Below are 17954 nucleotides of genomic sequence, written 5' to 3'. Positions count from 1 at the left end.
CCACCTAAGTTGAGGTGATATGCTTACCTCATAATTTTTATAGGTGCCGAAATGAGTAAAATAATTACTGCTGAATTTAAATGTGAAACCGCCAAATTAGTCCTTGACCAAAATTACACCTACCAGGAAGCCGCGAAAGGCATGAACGTCAGTCTTTCAGCGATTAGCCGGTGGGTAAAGAACGTCAAGGGAAAACATCGCCTGGTCTGCCATTAACACCTGAACAAATTGAGTTCAGAGAAATGAAGAAAAAAATCCACCGGCTGGAAATGGAGAATGACATCTTAAAAAAGGCTACTGCGCTCTTAATAAGCCTGTTGCTCAATAGCAAAATTAATTATGACTTACAAAAAAACCAGCCACTGATGATAAAATAATCAATTTTTGCATTAAAAATAACCTATTCAAGATTAAAAAAATAAACTATTTTTGTATTTTTTAGATGTATCTAACTTGTTTTTATTTTAAGCAACTTTATTTCACTATTGAGCAACATGCTTAATGTCCGACTCACTGAAAAATTTTCGGTAGTTGAAAAGCTAAGAGTGCTTTATCCGGTGAAAACTTTGTGTCGTATTTTTAATGTTCACCGAAGCAGTTATCGCTATTGGTGTCGGCCTAAGGAGCCAGATATTGAGCGGACGATAAAACGTAGCCTAGTCAGCGAAGCGTGGAACGTTAGTGGCGGCTCTGCTGGCGCAAGGACTATCGCCACGATGGTTACCAATACACACAACGTGAAACTTGGGCGGTGGTTAGCGGGTAAGTTGATGAAAGAATTAATCATCGTCAGTTGCCAAGAGCGAAAACATAGATACAACCGCGGTGGAAATGAACGTATTGATATTCCAAATCTGCTCAATAGGCAGTTCGCTGTTACAAAGCCTGACCAGGTTTGGTGCGGCGATGTAACCTATATTTGGACAGGCTCACGATGGGCCTATCTGGCTGTGGTATTGGATTTGTTTGCCCGAAAACCGGTGGGCTGGGCAATGTCATTTGCACCAGACTCAGAATTAACAGCCAAAGCACTACAAATGGCTTGGGAACTACGTGGGCATCCCAAACAGGTGATGTTCCATAGTGATCAGGGAAGTCATTATACCAGTCGTCAGTATAGGCAGGCATTGTGGCGTTATCAGATGACCCAAAGTATCAGTCGCAGAGGGAATTGTTGGGATAATAGTCCGATGGAACGATTCTTCCGTAGTCTGAAGACCGAATGGGTGCCAACGACTGGCTACCAAAGCTTTAGTACTGCTCAGTCAGCCATTATTCGCTACATAACCCACTACTATAGCGATATAAGACCTCACTGGTATAACGGTGGATTAACGCCAAACGAATCAGAGCGACTGTTCCGTGAACAGTCAGGTAGGGTGGCCAATTTTAGTTGACCACTACAGATAGACGCTTTAATTAATCAAAATCGACGGGTGCCTAACGTAAAAAATAGAGTAGATGAACAGATTGAAAGCGCTGTAGTTGAGTATGCGATTGAATACCCTGCACACGGTCAACACCGCAGTAGTAATGAACTAAGAAAAAAAGGCATTTTTATTTCGGGGGGTGGTGTTCGCTCTATTTGGCTGCGCCATAATCTCGAAAATTTTACAAAACGCCTAAAAGCGCTTGAAGATAAAATCGCAACAGAAGGAATTATCCTGTCAGAATCACAAATCAGTGCTCTAGAAAAGAAAGCGCAAGATGATGAAGCCTGTGGTGAGATTGAAACAGCGCATCCAGGTTATCTGGGTTCACAAGATACTTTTTATGTCGGTCATTTAAAAGGCGTTGCTCGTGTTTATCAACAAACTTACATTGATACTTACAGTAAAGTCGTTCATTGTAAGCTTTACACAATAAGCGTGTTGCTTAATAGTGAAATAAGGGTATTCGGTGATTGAAGTAAATTTTAGGCTGTTCTGAGATGGAAATTCCAAAGACCGGCACTAAGGAGTAAAAAGGTATCATCAATAAAGGGTCTACGATTCCGTAAAATTTGGGTCATACAACCGAGGCGCTTGATACCCGCGATGGCGTGTTCAACCGTAATACGGATGCCCGAGATTATTTTATTTTCTTGTTTTTGTTCAGGCGATAAAGGTCTTTTTCGAGTTCCTTTTTTTGGGATTTGTGTATTAGGATGCTGTTTATCTATACCTTGAAAACCGGTATCGGCCCAGATGGTTACCTCAGGGGGAATATGGCGAATTATATCGACTTTATCGAGTAAGCGTTTATCGTGACGGCGCCCATTTTTGATCACGGGGATAAATCCAATTTTCCTCGTTTCGTCAGTCATAATAAGCCCTTTTCGAGTGGTCTGTCTTTTCTTTCCCGAATACATTTTTTTTCGCCGACGCAGATTCTTAGGCTTTTGGACAGGTCGCTCTGTCCCATCAATAAAGACGTCTTTAACTCCAGGAAAGGCGCGAAAAAATTCCTCAGCAGAGCGAATTTGACGAGCGGGCAAAACACATTCTCGCCCCAAGGTCATCTCTAAAACCGGCAATAATATTTTTACCCAGCGACATACCCGTGTTCTATCTAAACCAAAAAGAAGTCCTTGCAAATCATAGGTCGGATAACATTTTAAATACAATAAAATAAAAAGCAGTTTATCTAATGGGGTTGGGATAAATCCTTTCTGCCCTGCACCCATCTGCCGCTCGTGATCTTTTCGATTCTTTTTCCGATAAATCAAATAACAAGCTGAAAATTCAGCGGCTAAATTTTTCAATTCTTCGACTGATAATCCAATGATTGCTTTACATAAACGATTATCTCGTAACAACCGCTCTTTGTTGATCATTTCAAACCGTTATTTTCTAAGTTAAACCTCTTTTTATTGTCTATAGCGTGACAAAAAATGCAAGTCTCTATTCAGCAACTATTTTAATAAAAAGCGCGATAACGGCGGCAGATTTATTAAATGACAAGAAGCATGTTGCTCAATAGTGAAATAAAGTTGCTTAAAATAAAAACAAGTTAGATACATCTAAAAAATACAAAAATAGTTTATTTTTTAATCTTGCATAGGTTATTTTTAATGCAAAAATTGATGATTTTATCATCATCGGCTGGTTTTTTTGTAAGTCATAATTAATTTTGCTATTGAGCAACAGGCTTAAGGTTCTCCCTTTTTATTCCCAGCATGGGTTACCGGTGTTACGTATATATACTGACGGACAGAGGCAGTGAGTATTGTGGTAAAGTTGAACATCACGATTATCAACTTTATCTCGCTATCAATGATATTGATCATACAAAAACTAAAGCTCGTTCACCTCAAATTAATGGGATTTGTGAACGCTTTCATAAAACTGTATTACAAGAGTTCTATCAGGTGGCTTTTCGTAAGAAAATCTATAGGGCTTTAGATGAATTACAAGCTGATTTAGATAAATGGTTAGCGGAATATAATAACCAACGCACTCATCAAGGAAAAATGTGTTGCGGTCGAACGCCTATGGCAACTTTACACGATGGAAAATAACTTTGGAGAGAGAAAGATTTAAATCAAATTTAACCTGACAGGTACTGTATAAATAACCGGTAATTGTCAGATCAAGTCTCAGCTACTACAAATTAAATTTGTATTCTTTCCCTGTAGCATTCTTTACTGCTGTGATGGTGGCATGTTTAACACTTTCTCCTAATCGTTCCGTGAGTTCCCTATTTTTACGTGTAGCAACACTGAGTTTACCCATTGCAGAAGCTTCACGAGTGCGACTGATTTGTGATTTTGTCCTAATTGCTTCATTCACGCTCACTACTTATTTTTTCTACTTGCTCGGTATAGCTAATCAGCATTTTTCGTAATTGTGCGGGATTATCTAACCAGTCTGTTATTGGGATGATAGGAGCTAATCTTCCTGTTTTGTAATCAAGGAAGGTTTGGTTAACCATCAATCTGAACTTTGGAGCAATCCATCCTGCATACTCAATGGCTAAAAGCTCATGAGCAAACGTGCCTGGTGATGAGCCACCATTAACAATATTGACTACTTTATGAGCAGGCTGCATATTTGCAGTGTGGTTATTTTTCAATAAGTTAGCCTCTAATTCCAACCTGAGTTCGGGATAAGCGATAGTTGCGAGAAAATAAAAATAGCCGATTTATCAAAAAAATATTTTAAAATCAATAAGATAAAAAAGCATGAAAATTCTTAGTGATAGCAGGTTAAAAAAGAAGCTATTTTTCTCTACTAAACATGAGTTTCGCACCAATAAAAAACGCTCTATTTTTAAGTTTAATTCAGCATAATATATAAATAGACAAAATCTTATAAATTAAAAGCAACTTATTGTAATTTAAACAAATTTATACGTTTTAGTAACTTGCAAATTAACCATTGCTTTTAAGCCATTTCTGGAATTTTATATGCCTGTGCGAAATTCGTGAATTATAGTAAAAAAATTGATTGATATTAAGTGGATAAATAAACATAAAAAAGCCACACAGGAGTGTGGCTAAATGACGACATTTTGTTTTTATATAGTTATCGAGAGATACAACGGTTATTTTCAATATTGGCTTCGATAAACCAGAGATATTTATCCAGATCACGAGAAGCACCAGTGAGAATATCTTCAGCATCCACTTCACCAACTTCATCAATTGCTTTACGAACATTATTGGCAACCACCGCAGCACGATCGGCCAAGGCTTTCAAATGATCTTGTACATCGTGAATATTGGTTGGGTATGCTTTTAATGGTGTATGGCCATAAACACTCTCTATTGTGCCCATAGCTGTACCACCCATTTGTACCACGCGTTCCGCTAATTCATCTTGATGTTCTAAAATAGAGGAATTAAATTCATCTAATAATTCATGAACAGCAATAAAGTTCCTACCGCGCAGATTCCAATGTGCTTGTTTTGTCATCAATGACAGATTAATAAGTTGTGCAACTAGCGGGTTTAAAACAGAAATAGCGTGTTTTTTAGTACTATCACTAATATCATTACGGGTATAAAGTAAATTAATTTTCGGTACTTTAACTAATTTAGCTGTGCTCATTATTACGCTCCCGTTATATCAAATAATGTATTAATACTTTATCTAAACAATAACTTATTATTAATCAATAGTCTTATCATTTGATCCTAAAATTGATAGGTAATATTGATTAAGCGTTATTTTATAACTTACAATTATAAATATGGTGATAAAAAATAGTAATGCAAGGGAAATTAGCAACAAGTTACAGTGTCAATTTAGGCTTGAATTCACACTGTTTGGGCGTGAAAAACGACTTAATTGATTTCGACAATTTCGTTTTTTGTTTTCATGGTAGATGTTGAACCAATTGATGCGCCAATGATACAAAATAGAGCGAACCACTGGGTTAATGTTAAGTGTTCATTAAGAAATATCATGCCCATAAAGGCCCCCATTGCCGGTTCCAAACTCATGTAAGGTACCAAATTTTTTCGCCGGCATACATGTTAGGGCAAACATTTCAAGCGTGTAAGGGAAGGCAGTTGACAAAATAGCCACCGCAAGTGCAATTGGTAGAATTGACAGATCAAATAGCGGTTCAATGCCAACGGTAAGAAGACTGACCGGAAAAAAATCAATGTCGAGATAAACGAACCTAAAGCCACTGTTGCTGTACCATAACCCGCCCCAGCCCGCTGACCAAAGATGATATACATTCCCCAGCAAATACCGGCAGCTAAGGCATAAATAATACCAACCGGATCTAAACTATTAATATTATTTCCAAAAGGTAGTAGAAAGGCTAATCCAACAATAACCATTAATATCCAAACAAAGTCAATCGCGCGGCGAGATAAGAACATTGCTACGGCTAAAGGGCCGGTGAACTCTAATGCCATGGGATCCTTTCTAGCGATAGATAAAACAGCAAGCATGTTGCTCAATAGTGAAATAAAGTTGCTTAAAATAAAAACAAGTTAGATACATCTAAAAAATGCAAAAATAGTTTATTTTTTAATCTTACATAGGTTATTTTTAATGCAAAAATTGATGATTTTATCATCATCGGCTGGTTTTTTTGTAAGTCATAATTAATTTTGCTATTGAGCAACAGGCTTAGCGAATTCATTGAGTCTAAGGATATACCATAAATAAGTAAATGTTTTAATGAATGGCCGCGTAACTTTTTTTGCCAAAGCTTAAAAATTATAAAAAGAATAATCGTTGCCAAAAATAGTCTTAAAGCTGTTACGCCAAGTGCACCGATAGTTGGAAATAGACTTTTTACTAATGAAGCTCCACTTTGTATTGATATCATTGCACATAGCAACAACAATACGGGCAACAGCGTTTTACGCTTTTGATTTAAGACAAATGACATCTGGAGGTAACCTCAAAAACAGAGAACAAAATAAATGTTAGGAAACTAAATAATAACTCAGTAATAGCAAGATTTGCTTAATTATATTGTGTAATTATTACATAAAAGATAATTAAACAAATATTCTTTTCAATGCCGATTGTAAATAGGATATTCACTATAATAATTGTTAATTTTAAAAAAGAAATGACATGAAAAATATTTATGCGTTTGTTAGATTTGATTAATGTCTGCTAAGGCTGTAGTAGCTCAGACTTAATCTGACAGTTACCGGTTATTTATACAGTACCTGTCAGGTTAAATTTGATTTAAATCTTTCTCTCTCCAAAGTTGTTTTCCATCGTGTAAAGTTGCCATAGGCGTTCGACCGCAACACATTTTTCCTTGATGAGTGCGTTGGTTATTATATTCCGCTAACCATTTATCTAAATCAGCTTGTAATTCATTTAAAGCCCTATAGATTTTCTTACGAAAAGCCACCTGATAGAACTCTTGTAATACAGTTTTATGAAAGCGTTCACAAATCCCATTAGTTTGAGGTGAACGAGCTTTAGTTTTTGTATGATCAATATCATTGATAGCGAGATAAAGTTGATAATCGTGATGTTCAACTTTACCACAATACTCACTGCCTCTGTCCGTCAGTATACGTAACACCGGTAACCCATGCTGGGAATAAAAAGGGAGAACCTTGTCATTTAATAAATCTGCCGCCGTTATCGCGCTTTTTGTTGTGTAAAGCTTACAATGAACGACTTTACTGTAAGTATCAATGTAAGTTTGTTGATAAACACGACCAACGCCTTTTAAATGACCGACATAAAAAGTATCTTGTGAACCCAGATAACCTGGATGCGCTGTTTCAATCTCACCACAGGCTTCATCATCTTGCGCTTTCTTTTCTAGAGCACTGATTTGTGATTCTGACAGGATAATTCCTTCTGTTGCGATTTTATCTTCAAGCGCTTTTAGGCGTTTTGTAAAATTTTCGAGATTATGGCGCAGCCAAATAGAGCGAACGCCACTCCCCGAAACAAAAATGCCTTTTTTTCTTAGTTCATTACTACTACGGTGTTGACCGTGTGCAGGGTATTCAATCGCATACTCGACTACAGCGCTTTCAATCTGTTCATCTACTCTATTTTTTACGTTAGGCACCCGTCGATTTTGATTAATTAAAGCGTCTATCCCACCATCGTTAACAAGTTCCTGGTAGCGATAAAACGTATCTCGGGATACCCCCATAATCTTACAGGCTTTTGAGACGTTATTAAGCTCTTCAGCGAGGTTAAGTAACCCGACTTTATGTTTGATGATAGGATTATTTGTTTGATACATAGAATTACCTTTTATTTAATTATCTAATGATGTTAATTAAAACCGGTAACGCTCTTTTTTAAATCAGAATTGTCGGATTAAGTTAAGACTAATACAAATTATATCGACTTTATCGAGTAAGCGTTTATCGTGACGGCGCCCATTTTTGATCATGGGGATAAATCCAATTTTCCTCGTTTCGTCAGTCATAATAAGCCCTTTTCGAGTGGTCTGTCTTTTCTTTCCCGAATACATTTTTTTTCGCCGACGCAGATTCTTAGGCTTTTGGACAGGTCGCTCTGTCCCATCAATAAAGACGTCTTTAACTCCAGGAAAGGCGCGAAAAAATTCCTCAGCAGAGCGAATTTGACGAGCGGGCAAAACACATTCGCGCCCCAAGGTCATCTCTAAAACCGGCAATAATATTTTTACCCAGCGACATACCCGTGTTCTATCTAAACCAAAAAGAAGTCCTTGCAAATCATAGGTCGGATAACATTTTAAATACAATAAAATAAAAAGCAGTTTATCTAATGGGGTTGGGATAAATCCTTTCTGCCCTGCACCCATCTGCCGCTCGTGATCTTTTCGATTCTTTTTCCGATAAATCAAATAACAAGCTGAAAATTCAGCGGCTAAATTTTTCAATTCTTCGACTGATAATCCAATGATTGCTTTACATAAACGATTATCTCGTAACAACCGCTCTTTGTTGATCATTTCAAACCGTTATTTTCTAAGTTAAACCTCTTTTTATTGTCTATAGCGTGACAAAAAATGCAAGTCTCTATTCAGCAACTATTTTTATGTATCAAACAAATATAGCTAGGCGACTTAATTTTGATTACAAGGTGTGTTATGAGTTATACAATTGATTTTCGACGTAAAGTAATATCTGTAAGGAAAGCCGAAGGTTTAACAATTCGAGAAACTGCGAAACAATTCCGTATTGGAAAAGCGTCTTTAGTACGTTGGCTTAAACGACCAGAGCCAAAAAATTCAACGCCACGTAAGAGGAAGCTCGATAAAAATGCTTTAGCAAAAGATGTGGAACAGTAAGCCTGTTGCTCAATAGCAAAATTAATTATGACTTACAAAAAAACCAGCCGATGATGATAAAATCATCAATTTTTGCAATAAAAATAACCTATGTAAGATTAAAAAATAAACTATTTTTGTATTTTTTAGATGTATCTAACTTGTTTTTATTTTAAGCAACTTTATTTCACTATTGAGCAACATGCTTAGTATCCAGATGCTTACCAAAAGGAACGGGCAGAGCGATTCGGTGTTTGTAAAAGACTATTTGGCAATCCCTTAAAAAGCTGGGATTAACCTATAAAAAAAACTCTATTCCATCCAAAAACCAACGAAAGTGTAGTGGCATACTAAATTTGGCCACCTAAGTTGAGGTGATATGCTTACCTCATAATTTTTATAGGTGCCGAAATGAGTAAAATAATTACTGCTGAATTTAAATGTGAAACCGCCAAATTAGTCCTTGACCAAAATTACACCTACCAGGAAGCCGCGAAAGGCATGAACGTCAGTCTTTCAGCGATTAGCCGGTGGGTAAGAGCCCTTCGTTTAGAACGTCAAGGGAAAACATCGCCTGGTCTGCCATTAACACCTGAACAAATTGAGTTCAGAGAAATGAAGAAAAAAATCCACCGGCTGGAAATGGAGAATGACATCTTAAAAAAGGCTACTGCGCTCTTAATGTCCGACTCACTGAAAAATTTTCGGTAGTTGAAAAGCTAAGAGTGCTTTATCCGGTGAAAACTTTGTGTCGTATTTTTAATGTTCACCGAAGCAGTTATCGCTATTGGTGTCGGCCTAAGGAGCCAGATATTGAGTGGACGATAAAACGTAGCCTAGTCAGCGAAGCGTGGAACGTTAGTGGCGGCTCTGCTGGCGCAAGGACTATCGCCACGATGGTTACCAATACACACAACGTGAAACTTGGGCGGTGGTTAGCGGGTAAGTTGATGAAAGAATTAATCATCGTCAGTTGCCAAGAGCGAAAACATAAATACAACCGCGGTGGAAATGAACGTATTGATATTCCAAATCTGCTCAATAGGCAGTTCGCTGTTACAAAGCCTGACCAGGTTTGGTGCGGCGATGTAACCTACATTTGGACAGGCTCACGATGGGCCTATCTGGCTGTGGTATTGGATTTGTTTGCCCGAAAACCGGTGGGCTGGGCAATGTCATTTGCACCAGACTCAGAATTAACCGCCAAAGCACTACAAATGGCTTGGGAACTACGTGGGCATCCCAAACAGGTGATGTTCCATAGTGATCAGGGAAGTCATTATACCAGTCGTCAGTATAGGCAGGCATTGTGGCGTTATCAGATGACCCAAAGTATCAGTCGCAGAGGGAATTGTTGGGATAATAGTCCGATGGAACGATTCTTCCGTAGTCTGAAGACCGAATGGGTGCCAACGACTGGCTACCAAAGCTTTAGTACTGCTCAGTAAGCCATTATTCGCTACATAACCCACTACTATAGCGATATAAGACCTCACTGGTATAACGGTGGATTAACGCCAAACGAATCAGAGCGACTGTTCCGTGAACAGTCAGGTAGGGTGGCCAATTTTAGTTGACCACTACAATAGACGCTTTAATTAATCAAAATCGACGGGTGCCTAACGTAAAAATATAGAGTAGATGAACAGATTGAAAGCGCTGTAGTTGAGTATGCGATTGAATACCCTGCACACGGTCAACACCGCAGTAGTAATGAACTAAGAAAAAAAGGCATTTTTGTTTCGGGGAGTGGCGTTCGCTCTATTTGGCTGCGCCATAATCTCGAAAATTTTACAAAACGCCTAAAAGCGCTTGAAGATAAAATCGCAACAGAAGGAATTATCCTGTCAGAATCACAAATCAGTGCTCTAGAAAAGAAAGCGCAAGATGATGAAGCCTGTGGTGAGATTGAAACAGCGCATCCAGGTTATCTGGGTTCACAAGATACTTTTTATGTTGGTCGTGTTTATCAACAAACTTACATTGATACTTACAGTAAAGTCGTTCATTGTAAGCTTTACACAACAAAAAGCGCGATAACGGCGGCAGATTTATTAAATGACAAGGTTCTCCCTTTTTATTCCCAGCATGGGTTACCGGTGTTACGTATACTGACGGACAGAGGCTGTGAGTATTGTGGTAAAGTTGAACATCACGATTATCAACTTTATCTCGCTATCAATGATATTGATCATACAAAAACCAAAGTTCGTTCACCTCAAACTAATGGGATTTGTGAACGCTTTCATAAAACTGTATTACAAGAGTTCTATCAGGTGGCTTTTCGTAAGAAAATCTATAGGGCTTTAGATGAATTACAAGCTGATTTAGATAAATGGTTAGCGGAATATAATAACCAACGCACTCATCAAGGAAAAATGTGTGCGGTCGAACGCCTATGGCAACTTTACGCGATGGAAAACAACTTTGGAGAGAAAAAGATTTAAATCAAATTTAACCTGACAGGTACTGTATAAATAACCAGCATCTGTCAGATAAAGTCTGAGCTACCACATATAAAATTCCAGAAATGGCTTAAAAGCAATGGTTAATTTGCAAGTTACTAAAACGTATAAATTTGTTTAAATTACAATAAGTTGCTTTTAATTTATAAGATTTTGTCTATTTATATATTATGCTGAATTAAACTTAAAAATAGAGCGTTTTTTATTGGTGCGAAACTCGTGAAGTTTTTACTTGGGGTCAAATTGGCTTACATACAAAACCATGCGGCTTATTAAATGTTAATAATTATTGGGCACCGTTAGTTGCTATGATAGAAAAAATGGTTGATGAAAAGTTTTTACAAGAAAAATATCGACATATGGCGATTGTTGAAGATAAGGCGGCCAATTTACTTGATCGTTTTTTACACTACACGGGACCTTCAGTAAAAATTTATGATGATTTATAGCTGTGTTAATTTTTCATCACTTGGTTAGTACTAACAAAACAAATAATTAAAAAGTGATATATTGGTCTCACAGCTATAAAAGTTAGCTCTATATGGTGGTTGCCTGACAGATTTCACAATTAGGATCAGGCATTAAATTAATCGTTCGAAATTCTGTTGACATAGCATCATAAAATAGCACTTTTCCGCTGATAATTTTACCATAGTTAGTGAGTAATTTTAGTGTTTCCATCGCTTGCAAGCTACCAATAATACCAACCAGTGGAGACATAACGCCGGTTTCGATGCAAGAGAGATTATTTTCACCAAATAAACGACTTAAACAGTGATAGCAGGGGGTATTATCTTGATAAGTTAATACCACCAGTTGTCCTTCCATGCGAATAGCTGCACCTGATATTAATGGGCGCTTTAGCGTTAAACATAGGTGATTAAGCTGTTCGCGAATAGTCACATTATCGGTACAATCAACAATTACATCTTGTTGTTTGATTAAAGTATTCAGTTCATATTCTGCCAGTTTTCTATTAACCGTAGAAATTTCTATGTACGGATTTATTTTATGTAATGTGGTTTTGGCCGAGTCAACTTTTGCGCTACCGATAGATTGGACGTTATATAGGATTTGCCGTTGCAAATTTGGTAGAGAAACGGTATCAAAATCCAATAATGTCAGCTGCCCGATGCCTGCTGCGGCTAAATATTGAGCGGCGGCACAACCTAAACCACCCATTCCGACAATCAACACTTTTGCTGCTTTTAGTTTTTCTTGTCCGTCAAAATCGAAGTTTTGTAAAATAATTTGGCGATTATAACGGAGTAACTCTTGATCAGATAATTCAATAGCCATACTTATTCACTTATTAATAAATGATTAAAATACTCAATGTCAACTAATTCACCTGCGTCAACCGCGCCACGATTTTGCTCTAAAACGATAAAACAGTTACTTTGGTTAAAGGAACTCAAAATGTGTGAACCTTGTTGTGGCATGGGGGTTACCTCTAAATCGGCTTGAGAATTTACCCTGGCAACCCCTCGTTGGAACTCAAGGCGGCGTCCTGGTGATGTTTTTATCAGGCTGGTGGTGCGCGCTTTTAAATAGGGTGTACTTTGCCATTGGCTAAAAGCGGAAAGGTGATTGATAATGGGTTGTACCAGTTGATAAAAGGTGACTATAGCGGATACAGCATTACCGGGTAAACCACAAAACCAAGCAGATTTTAGTTTACCAAAGGCAAATGGTTTACCTGGTTTGATTGCCAGTTGCCAAAAATTGATGCTGCCTATTTCATTAAGGATCTGCTTGGTATAATCAGCTTTCCCCACCGACACACCACCGCTGCTAATAACCAGATCGGCTTGTTGATCCGCTTGTTTAAACGCTTGATAGAGTTTGCCAGGCTCATCGGCAATAATTCCTAAATCAATCACTTGGCAGTTCATTTTTTCTAACATCAAGCGTATTGCCAGCCGATTGGTATCATAGATTTGACCGGCAGCCAGTGGCTGGCCAATAGTTTGTAGTTCATCGCCAGTAGAGAAAATAGCCACTTTCAACTGGCGAAAAACTTCAATCTCACTTACTCCCAATGATGCAATAAGGGATATCTGAGTGGCAGAAAGTTTGCTGCCTATTGTCAATACCGTATCACCTTGTCGAATATCTTCGCCGGCAAAACGAATATTACTACCTGGTTTTATTGGCTGAGTGAAACTAATGGTATTTTCAACTAACCGGGTGTTTTCTTGCATGATGACCGTATCAACGCCAGAGGGGATCGGCGCTCCTGTCATAATGCGAATACAAGACTTGGCTGGCAGCGGATCACGAAAAGGAGAACCAGCTAGAGCTTTACCCGCAACAATCAATGGGGCGGCGTCATGCCAATCATTAAAGCGTATTGCATAACCATCCATGGCTGAATTATCGAATGGAGGGACATTAATTGGCGATATAATTTCTCTGGCAGTAATGCGATTAATTGATTCTGTTAGTGGGATAATTTCTTTTTCTACAATTGGGGTGATTAGGGTAAATATATTATTTAATGCTTCCTTCAGCGATAATAATTGGTCGGTATGATAATGCTCCATATTTGGCTCCAAATAATACTACCGTTTTGACTGATATTGGCATAATTTTGCCAAATATTTTCAGTGTATTATGACAACAATCTCACTTATTAACAAAGAAGTTATCTACTATAAGAAATAATAAAATATTAGATAAAAAATAGAGCTGACTGAAATTGCACGCTTAATATTAAAATTTGCCGCTGACTTCTTTTTAAATCTGGATTTTATTAAACTGATTACACAGAAATTTTGCTGCAGCAAATTATTTGTATATTAAGGGTGCATCAAGCGAAATGTTTTTTATAAATTTATTCATCAAACCGATCTGTTACAAACATGTAAGATAATAAAAGAGATACTGAGTCCGTTTAATTTATCACCAGAACAGTTATTAATTATGAAATATTTATCGGAAGAGGATGGAATCAATCAAACATGTAGTAGCTCAGACTTGATCTGACAGTTACCGGTTATTTATACAGTATCTGTCAGGTTAAATTTGATTTAAATCTTTTTCTCTCCAAAGTTGTTTTCCCTCGTATAAAGTTGCCATAGGCGTTCGACCGCAACACATTTTTCCTTGATGAGTGCGTTGGTTATTATATTCCGCTAACCATTTATCTAAATCAGCTTGTAATTCATCTAAAGCTCTATAGATTTTCTTACAAAAAGCCACCTGATAGAACTCTTGTAATACAGTTTTATGAAAGCGTTCACAAATCCCATTGGTTTGAGGTGAACGAGCTTTAGTTTTTGTATGATCAATATCGTTGATAGATAGATAAAGTTGATAATCGTGATGTTCAACTTTACCACAATACTCACTGCCTCTGTCCGTCAGTATACGTAAAATAGGTAATCCATGCTGGGTGTAAAAAGGCAGAACCTTGTCATTTAATAAATCTACCGCCGTTATCCCGCTTTTCGTTGTGTAAAGCTTACAATGAACGACTTTACTGTAAGTGTCAATGTAAGTCTGTTGATAAACACGACCAACGCCTTTTAAATGACCGACATAATAAAGTGTCCTGTGACCCCAAATAACCCTGATGTGCTGTTTCAATCTCACCATTGGCCTCATCATCCTGTGCTTTTTTTTCGAGTGCACTGATTTGTGATTCTGACAGGATAATCCCTTCTGTCGCTATTTTATCTTCTAACGCCTTTAGACGTTTTTTAAAATTTTCAAGATGATGACGTAGCCAAATAGAACGAACACCACTTCCCGAAACAAAAATTCCTTTTTTTCTTAGTTCATTACTACACGAGTTTCTCACAAAACTAATTTGGGTACGCTAATAAAACACGGATGTGCTCAGTAATAGCATTTTTGATTACGTCCCAATTTTGTTGATAAAGGGTTATTTTTTCAGATATACGACGTTTATGTTGTTCAAACCACGCAGAAATAGCGAGAAAAATATGATTTCTTCGCGCTCGGCTCGTGCGAGCCTGACAGCGTTCAATACTACAATTTTGTTTAACTTCTCGATGATAAACTTCAACAGACCAACGGGCATCCATGATAGATTTGACGTATTGACGGGTGGGATTGTCTTTGTTTTTTACTAAGTAATCAATACGGCCGTTTTTGGCTGTAAATTTGAAAACAGTCACCCAACCGTAGCCTCGTAAGTGTATTGAAGTTCCTTCTTCTGAGATGTCTAACTTGTTCAGTTGTTTGTTATGGTTAACAATCCTGTTTTTCCTCAGCGTGGTTACCCAGACCCAACCATGAGAGCGAATTGATTTCAGATTATCCAGGCTAGAATACCAGGCATCCATCACTACCGCTTCTGGTATGATCCCTCTTTTTTTAGCAAGAGCGAGTATTTCGGAAAAGTGCGTGTTTTTTGTTTTTCCATCAGAATCTTTATCATAAATACGATAATCAATAGGAATTGATTCAACAGTTGTTAGATTATGCCAAAGTAAATTAACTAAACCTATGCCAGCAATAACATCATGTTCATTACCTGAATATTGATAATGGACCATCTCTATTTTTTTACTACGTGTTTTGGCAATCAATAAGCGTGTTGCTTAATAGTGAAATAAGGGTATTTCGGTGATTGAAGTAAATTTTAGGCTGTTCTGAGATGGAAATTCCAAAGACCGGCACTAAGGAGTAAAAAGGTATCATCAATAAAGGGTCTACGATTCCGTAAAATTTGGGTCATACAACCGAGGCGCTTGATACCCGCGATGGCGTGTTCAACCGTAATACGGATGCCCGAGATTATTTTATTTTCTTGTTTTTGTTCAGGCGATAAAGGTCTTTCTCGAGTTCCTTTTTTTGGGATTTGTGTATTAGGATGCTGTTTATCTATACCTTGAAAACCGGTATCGGCCCAGATGGTTACCTCAGGGGGAATATGGCGAATTATATCGACTTTATCGAGTGAGCGTTTATCGTGACGACGCCCATTTTTGATCATGGGGATAAATCCAATTTTCCTCGTTTCGTCAGTCATAATAAGCCCTTTTCGAGTGGTCTGTCTTTTCTTTCCCGAATACATTTTTTTTCGCCGACGCAGATTCTTAGGCTTTTGGACAGGTCGCTCTGTCCCATCAATAAAGACGCCTTTAACTCCAGGAAAGGCGCGAAAAAATTCCTCAGCAGAGCGAATTTGACGAGCGTGCAAAACACATTCTCGCCCCAAGGTCATCTCTAAAACCGGCAATAATATTTTTACCCAGCGACATACCCGTGTTCTATCTAAACCAAAAAGAAGTCCTTGCAAATCATAGGTCGGATAACATTTTAAATACAATAAAATAAAAAGCAGTTTATCTAATGGGGTTGGGATAAATCCTTTCTGCCCTGCACCCATCTGCCGCTCGTGATCTTTTCGATTCTTTTTCCGATAAATCAAATAACAAGCTGAAAATTTAGCGGCTAAATTTTTCAATTCTTCGACTGATAATCCAATGATTGCTTTACATAAACGATTATCTCGTAACAACCGCTCTTTGTTGATCATTTCAAACCGTTATTTTCTAAGTTAAATCTCTTTTTATTGTCTATAGCGTGACAAAAAATGCAAGTCTCTTCAGCAACTATTTTAATGTATCATCGGCAATTAGTACGCAAGGGCTTTTTTTGTCTATAGAAGGTTGAACTAATCGCCATAGGTCTTTAGGTCGAAAACATCTACTTTTAGCCATCGACTAATAGTGTCATGAGACAAAGGTGATGGGCTTACTTCTGATAACGCCAAACCAGAGTATCTTACACTGCTTACTTGTAAGAATGTTTTGTAGATATTTTTAATGCATGGATAACCGGACAAAATATGAACACCCTAATTTTTTCTTGTTTTTAAATTTATACTTCTTTTTTGGAGATTGCGAAACTCGTGTACTACTGCGGTGTTGTCCGTGTGCAGAGTATTCAATCGCATACTCAACTACAGCGCTTTCAATCTGTTCATCTACTCTATTTTTTACGTTAGGTACCCGTCGATTTTGATTAATTAAGGCATCGATCCCACCATCGTTAACAAGTTCTTGATAGCGATAGAAAGTATCTCGGGATACACCCATAATCTTACAGGCTTTTGATACGTTATGAAGCTCTTCAGCAAAGTTAAGTAACCCGACTTTATGTTTGATGATAGGATTATTTGTTTGATACATAGAATTACCTTTTATTTTATTATCTAATGATTTTAATTAAAACCGGTAACGCTCTTTTTTAAATCAGAATTGTCAGATTAAGTTAAGACTAATGCAAATAATGCCGATCTTTTTTAAATAATTATTCAATTTCGACTATTCTTTGCGTTCTTATCGATTTTGCGCTCTTAATAATCGATCAGCCTGTCCTTCATAACATGAAAATCTTCATCGAACATTTTTTAACCTTTATGTGCTGAAAACAATAGGCTATTAAAAATCTGAACGTTATGGTTAAAATAATTTCTTTGCTGTCACTCACAATGAATAACAATATAAGTATACAAAAACGACGGCAACTATTTATTTTGTTGTGATATTAAAGCAATCAATTTTGCTAGCTAACACGCTCATTTTTTTTTGATAAAATATTTAGTCGCAACTCGATGGGTTTAAAATGAGGGTATAGTCAGTAAATCGATTATTTATAGTAATATAAATTGATGTTTTTATATAAATGAACAGAAAAAACAAAGAATAAATAGTGACTCTGATATGAAAATTAGCGCGATATAAAAAATATTTTGCTAGGATAGACTATTGTAATGGGATAATGGTATCCATTTATTGAATATGTAGTTGGATTAATGTTGAA

The 17954-nt window shown here is 37.3% G+C and carries 12 protein-coding genes and 12 pseudogenes; 9 read left to right on the top strand and 15 right to left on the bottom strand.

The genetic code is table 11. The features are described from left to right. The first annotated feature begins 51 nt into the window (after positions 1 to 51). From AYJ55_RS30670 to AYJ55_RS10205, 4 genes and pseudogenes are all read left to right on the top strand, one after another. Positions 52 to 216 carry a transposase gene (locus tag AYJ55_RS30670; RefSeq protein ID WP_187153221.1) on the top strand — a complete coding sequence of 55 codons (165 nt, stop codon included), beginning with the start codon at positions 52 to 54 and terminating at the stop codon, positions 214 to 216. After that, complete coding sequence (locus AYJ55_RS35860) at positions 171 to 377, top strand: hypothetical protein (protein ID WP_187153220.1); 207 nt, start codon at positions 171 to 173, stop codon at positions 375 to 377. The genes AYJ55_RS30670 and AYJ55_RS35860 overlap by 46 nt, the downstream gene beginning before the upstream one ends. A gap of 120 nt (positions 378 to 497) precedes the next feature. Further along, positions 498 to 1397 (top strand): annotated as a pseudogene (locus AYJ55_RS10210) (IS3 family transposase); the annotation flags it as partial. Positions 1398 to 1406: 9 nt separating this feature from the next. Then, a pseudogene (locus tag AYJ55_RS10205) lies at positions 1407 to 1883 on the top strand (transposase family protein); the annotation flags it as partial. Between the two features lie 32 nt (positions 1884 to 1915). Here the strand turns inward: AYJ55_RS10205 and AYJ55_RS10200 are convergent. Then, positions 1916 to 2815, bottom strand: coding sequence for a transposase family protein (locus AYJ55_RS10200; RefSeq protein ID WP_063656139.1), 900 nt, complete (start codon positions 2813 to 2815; stop codon positions 1916 to 1918). Between the two features lie 317 nt (positions 2816 to 3132). Here AYJ55_RS10200 and AYJ55_RS10195 point away from each other — a divergent pair. Further along, positions 3133 to 3499 (top strand): annotated as a pseudogene (locus AYJ55_RS10195) (integrase core domain-containing protein); the annotation flags it as partial. Between the two features lie 85 nt (positions 3500 to 3584). On the opposite strand, the gene AYJ55_RS10190 reads toward AYJ55_RS10195, so the two are convergent. The 7 genes and pseudogenes from AYJ55_RS10190 to AYJ55_RS10160 all read right to left on the bottom strand — a co-directional run bounded on the left by AYJ55_RS10190 (position 3585) and on the right by AYJ55_RS10160 (position 8370). Further along, on the bottom strand, positions 3585 to 3770 hold the full coding sequence (locus AYJ55_RS10190) for a hypothetical protein (RefSeq protein ID WP_063656079.1): 186 nt from the start codon (positions 3768 to 3770) through the stop codon (positions 3585 to 3587). Continuing rightward, positions 3763 to 4029, bottom strand: a complete 267-nt coding sequence (locus AYJ55_RS25690) for a KilA-N domain-containing protein (protein ID WP_162505469.1) — start codon at positions 4027 to 4029, stop codon at positions 3763 to 3765. The genes AYJ55_RS10190 and AYJ55_RS25690 overlap by 8 nt, the downstream gene beginning before the upstream one ends. 476 nt (positions 4030 to 4505) lie before the next feature. After that, positions 4506 to 5030, bottom strand: coding sequence for a DNA starvation/stationary phase protection protein Dps (dps, locus tag AYJ55_RS10180; RefSeq protein ID WP_063656065.1), 525 nt, complete (start codon positions 5028 to 5030; stop codon positions 4506 to 4508). 236 nt (positions 5031 to 5266) lie between these two features. Next, positions 5267 to 5880, bottom strand: a pseudogene (locus tag AYJ55_RS10175) (EamA family transporter); the annotation flags it as partial. Between the two features lie 195 nt (positions 5881 to 6075). Further along, a pseudogene (locus AYJ55_RS28635) lies at positions 6076 to 6333 on the bottom strand (threonine/homoserine exporter RhtA); the annotation flags it as partial. A gap of 297 nt (positions 6334 to 6630) precedes the next feature. Then, complete coding sequence (locus AYJ55_RS10165) at positions 6631 to 7671, bottom strand: IS481 family transposase (RefSeq protein ID WP_063654070.1); 1041 nt, start codon at positions 7669 to 7671, stop codon at positions 6631 to 6633. Between the two features lie 63 nt (positions 7672 to 7734). Further along, on the bottom strand, positions 7735 to 8370 hold the full coding sequence (locus AYJ55_RS10160; RefSeq protein WP_063656046.1) for a transposase family protein: 636 nt from the start codon (positions 8368 to 8370) through the stop codon (positions 7735 to 7737). Between the two features lie 138 nt (positions 8371 to 8508). Between AYJ55_RS10160 and AYJ55_RS10155 the strand changes: the two genes are divergently transcribed. The 4 genes and pseudogenes from AYJ55_RS10155 to AYJ55_RS10135 all read left to right on the top strand — a co-directional run. Further along, complete coding sequence (locus tag AYJ55_RS10155; RefSeq protein ID WP_063656039.1) at positions 8509 to 8709, top strand: IS630 transposase-related protein; 201 nt, start codon at positions 8509 to 8511, stop codon at positions 8707 to 8709. Between the two features lie 390 nt (positions 8710 to 9099). Beyond that, a pseudogene (locus AYJ55_RS10145) lies at positions 9100 to 10265 on the top strand (IS3 family transposase). 8 nt (positions 10266 to 10273) lie between these two features. Then, positions 10274 to 11146 (top strand): annotated as a pseudogene (locus AYJ55_RS10140) (integrase core domain-containing protein); the annotation flags it as partial. Positions 11147 to 11377: 231 nt separating this feature from the next. Beyond that, positions 11378 to 11602 (top strand): annotated as a pseudogene (locus AYJ55_RS10135) (LOG family protein); the annotation flags it as partial. A gap of 88 nt (positions 11603 to 11690) precedes the next feature. On the opposite strand, the gene moeB reads toward AYJ55_RS10135, so the two are convergent. From moeB to AYJ55_RS10105, 7 genes and pseudogenes are all read right to left on the bottom strand, one after another. Next, positions 11691 to 12452: a molybdopterin-synthase adenylyltransferase MoeB gene (gene moeB, locus AYJ55_RS10130; protein WP_063656026.1), complete on the bottom strand. Its 762-nt coding sequence runs from the start codon at positions 12450 to 12452 to the stop codon at positions 11691 to 11693. Between the two features lie 2 nt (positions 12453 to 12454). Next, positions 12455 to 13699: a molybdopterin molybdotransferase MoeA gene (gene moeA, locus AYJ55_RS10125; RefSeq protein WP_063656293.1), complete on the bottom strand. Its 1245-nt coding sequence runs from the start codon at positions 13697 to 13699 to the stop codon at positions 12455 to 12457. Between the two features lie 475 nt (positions 13700 to 14174). Continuing rightward, positions 14175 to 14943: pseudogene (locus AYJ55_RS10120) on the bottom strand (integrase core domain-containing protein); the annotation flags it as partial. Positions 14944 to 14962: 19 nt separating this feature from the next. Beyond that, a pseudogene (locus AYJ55_RS10115) lies at positions 14963 to 15712 on the bottom strand (IS701 family transposase); the annotation flags it as partial. A gap of 53 nt (positions 15713 to 15765) precedes the next feature. Continuing rightward, positions 15766 to 16665 carry a transposase family protein gene (locus AYJ55_RS10110; RefSeq protein WP_063656018.1) on the bottom strand — a complete coding sequence of 300 codons (900 nt, stop codon included), beginning with the start codon at positions 16663 to 16665 and terminating at the stop codon, positions 15766 to 15768. Positions 16666 to 16747: 82 nt separating this feature from the next. Continuing rightward, positions 16748 to 16974, bottom strand: a pseudogene (locus AYJ55_RS30660) (IS701 family transposase); the annotation flags it as partial. A 61-nt stretch (positions 16975 to 17035) separates the two neighbouring features. Further along, positions 17036 to 17320, bottom strand: a pseudogene (locus AYJ55_RS10105) (helix-turn-helix domain-containing protein); the annotation flags it as partial. Between the last annotated feature and the right edge of the window lie 634 nt (positions 17321 to 17954).

This window comes from Candidatus Arsenophonus triatominarum, assembly GCF_001640365.1.
GTDB classification, from domain to species: Bacteria; Pseudomonadota; Gammaproteobacteria; order Enterobacterales; family Enterobacteriaceae; genus Arsenophonus; species Arsenophonus triatominarum.
Note: the sequence above shows the minus strand (reverse complement) of the source record. Positions and strands in the feature narration are given on the sequence as shown.